The organism is Zhongshania sp. (genome assembly GCF_041584495.1).
GTDB lineage: Bacteria > Pseudomonadota > Gammaproteobacteria > Pseudomonadales > Spongiibacteraceae > Spongiibacter.
The window spans coordinates 1-2852 of record NZ_JBFHDY010000221.1 but is presented as its reverse complement, the minus strand read 5'-3'; the positions used below and the strand labels follow the sequence as shown (position 1 = coordinate 2852).

General features: G+C 47.0%; 4 protein-coding genes. 1 reads left to right on the top strand and 3 read right to left on the bottom strand.

Going from position 1 to position 2852, the window contains the following annotated elements; translation table 11 throughout:
• On the top strand, nt 1-432 hold a 432-nt coding region (locus tag ABYP33_RS18350), incomplete at its 5' end, for a nicotinate-nucleotide diphosphorylase (protein ID WP_373092710.1).
• Here ABYP33_RS18350 and ABYP33_RS18345 read toward each other — a convergent pair.
• The 3 genes from ABYP33_RS18345 to ABYP33_RS18335 all read right to left on the bottom strand — a co-directional run.
• Nucleotides 421-1818: an O-antigen ligase family protein gene (locus tag ABYP33_RS18345; RefSeq protein WP_373092708.1), complete on the bottom strand. Its 1398-nt coding sequence runs from the start codon at nt 1816-1818 to the stop codon at nt 421-423. The two genes, ABYP33_RS18350 and ABYP33_RS18345, sit on opposite strands and share 12 nt — an antisense overlap.
• Nucleotides 1819-1897: 79 nt before the next feature.
• Complete coding sequence (locus ABYP33_RS18340; protein WP_373092707.1) at nt 1898-2371, bottom strand: pilin; 474 nt, start codon at nt 2369-2371, stop codon at nt 1898-1900.
• Between the two features lie 225 nt (nt 2372-2596).
• Nucleotides 2597-2852, bottom strand: a 256-nt coding sequence (locus tag ABYP33_RS18335; protein WP_373092706.1) for a hypothetical protein, incomplete at its 5' end; no start/stop codon positions are given.

The window sequence follows — 2852 nt, the reverse complement described above, 5'->3', positions numbered from 1 at the left end:
CTGCGCACTGCCCAGAAATACGCCGTCACCTGCGGCGGCTGCTACAACCATCGGATCGGGCTATTTGATGCTTTTTTGATCAAAGAGAATCATATCGCCGCCTGCGGGGGCATATCCCAGGCAATAGCAGCCGCAAGAGAGATCGCCCCCGGCAAGCCGGTTGAGGTCGAGGTGGAGAACCTGCAGCAGTTTAATGAGGCGCTTGAAGGTGGAGCCGACATTATCATGCTGGATAACTTCAGCACCGGAGATATGGTGCGGGCTGTAGCGCTTAACTCAGGCACGGCAAAGCTTGAGGCCTCCGGCGGGATAACCTCAGCCAACCTCAGGCAGATAGCGGTGACTGGGGTGGATTATATTTCGCTAGGGACTTTGACGAAGGATTGTAAGGCGCTGGATTTATCAATGCGACTGCAAACATCAATAAACTAAAAAGTTTCCATTCAACCAGTATCTAGGAACCCAACTTCCCTCAGAAGCCTGGGATATCAGGTCCGAATTAAATGCCACATCGCAAAAAGTTACGAATGAGGAAGCCACAGCCAAAGCTGCCATCAAATCCGTAGCCTTCACGCGCGGAGCGGCTTTCACAGAAAAGCCGCTAACTGTTTCAGCTTTTGAGATCCTGAACAAGCCACCCCCGACCAACGCAAAGCCAATCTGGGCTGCGGGAGTCAACCAATTTCCAGAGAACATCGAATAGATCAATGCACTAGCTGCCGTCCAAATCCCCGCCGAAACATGAAATCCGCGAGGTACGCCGCGTAAATTAGCTGTTTTGAAACAAGAAACACCTACACTTAGCAACCAGACAAAGCCGAGCGTCGGCAGCAACCCCCACTCAAATAAAACCAACATCAGAATATTGTGAGGAGAGCCAACGTCACCATGTGCGACCACAAAATGGCCGGCACCAATCCCAAATAAAGGGTTAGAAATAAAGCCCTTTACTGCGAAAAGCCATATCTCAATCCTTCCCCCACTGTGATTTTCCAAGACACGCGCTAGGTAGCTGTATGGCTCAGCACCTAATCTTAAAGGTAGATCAATGCACGCATACCAATAGAGCACCCCCCCAAGCAAAACCAAACCTAAAACCCAAAGATAAAAAAACTTTGAACCCTTAAAGGTAAAGTACGCCGAAACACACCCACCAAAAATCAAACTCAAGCCTACACCCCTACCCAAGGAATACGGGATGGCAGCAATCCAAACCAAACTAACTATTACTGCGATGACACATAGGAAAAACCAGCGCCGAGCCAAAAAGTAATAGCTGGCCGCACACAGTGCGGGAATAAATATGGACTGCAAATGATTAAATAACCTTTGATTCGGAAAATTAGGGAATACTACCCACAACGACGGGGACCCGTGCTTCAATAATACATACGCATAGCTACCTATAAAGTTGACCGTATAAATTGCCAATAAAATCACAAGAACCACGTAGAATATTTGACAGGCTTGGTCTAGCTCCAACTGTGCAAAAAAGTGGTACACAACAAACATCATTAACAATGCACCGGCGATACCACCAGCCTCCTGAATCGCTCGTTCGGGATGATTAGCAAGCAATAAAGAAAGGGTTAGCGAGGTTACCAACAAGACAGCCAAATTTCTTCTTTGACCTAAATCTGGACATATGCTGGCAATATCATTTCTGTTAAACACAACAATAATTGCCGCCACCAAACCCAAAAATGAAACAACAAATCGCTGATCATTAAAGCCCGTTGGACCAAAAACCGGATGCCAAAAAGTGCTCAGCAGCCACGCAAAAGATAAAAATAGCGCTAAAAAAAATCCACGGCTCACACTCAAAAGCCAGGCCTCAAGTTAGAAACAAAAAAAGGGCGCCAATGCGCCCTTAACTTCCGAATTAAACAATTTGGAATTAGAAACTTGCTGAGTCGTTACGACAAACTTGCGGCAGGAATTTATACACAGCTGTATTCGTGGTACCGCACTGCCAAGAAACCCCGCTTGCGCCATCGTAAGTACCAAGCCATTCCAGATTTACGCCGTCTAGCGTTGTATCACCAGTATTTTGCAGGTCGATCGAAACCTTTACATCCTCATTTGCCGAGGCGCCTGCGCTGAGAGTCATTGAATTCACAATGTCAGAAAGACCAGTAGCAGTAGTCACACCCGCTTCATTGTTTGTATCACACGCAGCTGCGCTGGCAGCAGACTGCAAGCACTCGGCAACTGCCGTTTTTGCCTGAGCTGCGTAGCCAATTGCTTCAGACATTTTCGCCCGGATTGTGTAATCCTGATAGGCAGGCAGTGCTACTGCAGCGAGAATACCGATAATCGCAACAACGATCATCAGTTCGATCAATGTAAAACCTTGTTGAACTTTTTTCATAATAATCTCCAGATCATTTTAGGTACTTCAGTGACTCCAACACAGAGAACCACTTTTGTGCGCAAGGAGATATGCAGAGGACATGCCAAAAGGCTGGAAAACTGTAACCTGTTGAATATAAAACGTTATAAGAGTAAAGCCTCGAAAATCGCCTATCAAGTTTTAGCAAAATGACACGTTTGGATAGCAAGGGTGACACATATTGTCACCCCAATTGTCGTTAACTTAAAAATCCAACTCCATATCATCCAACCCCAAATCCTCAATCAGGCGCCGGCGCTCCATGCGCTCTTCGATTTTCCTGCGGATGGAATTGTCCCGCCCCCCCATAAATACCCCTCGGTCAAAGCCGTCGGGAGAATCGTCTTCGAAGGCATCATCGAAATCGTCTGTCGCCGCTTCAGACAGGTCTTTCGCCATAACTATCACTCCTCTCAAATGCGATAGATAAACCTGAAATATCGACTTGCCGGAACCGGCT

Bases quoted from the DNA above. Each gene is read 5' to 3' on its own strand.
- ABYP33_RS18340 (WP_373092707.1), bottom strand. From the start codon at position 2,371: ATGAAAAAAGTTCAACAAGGTTTTACATTGATCGAACTGATGATCGTT.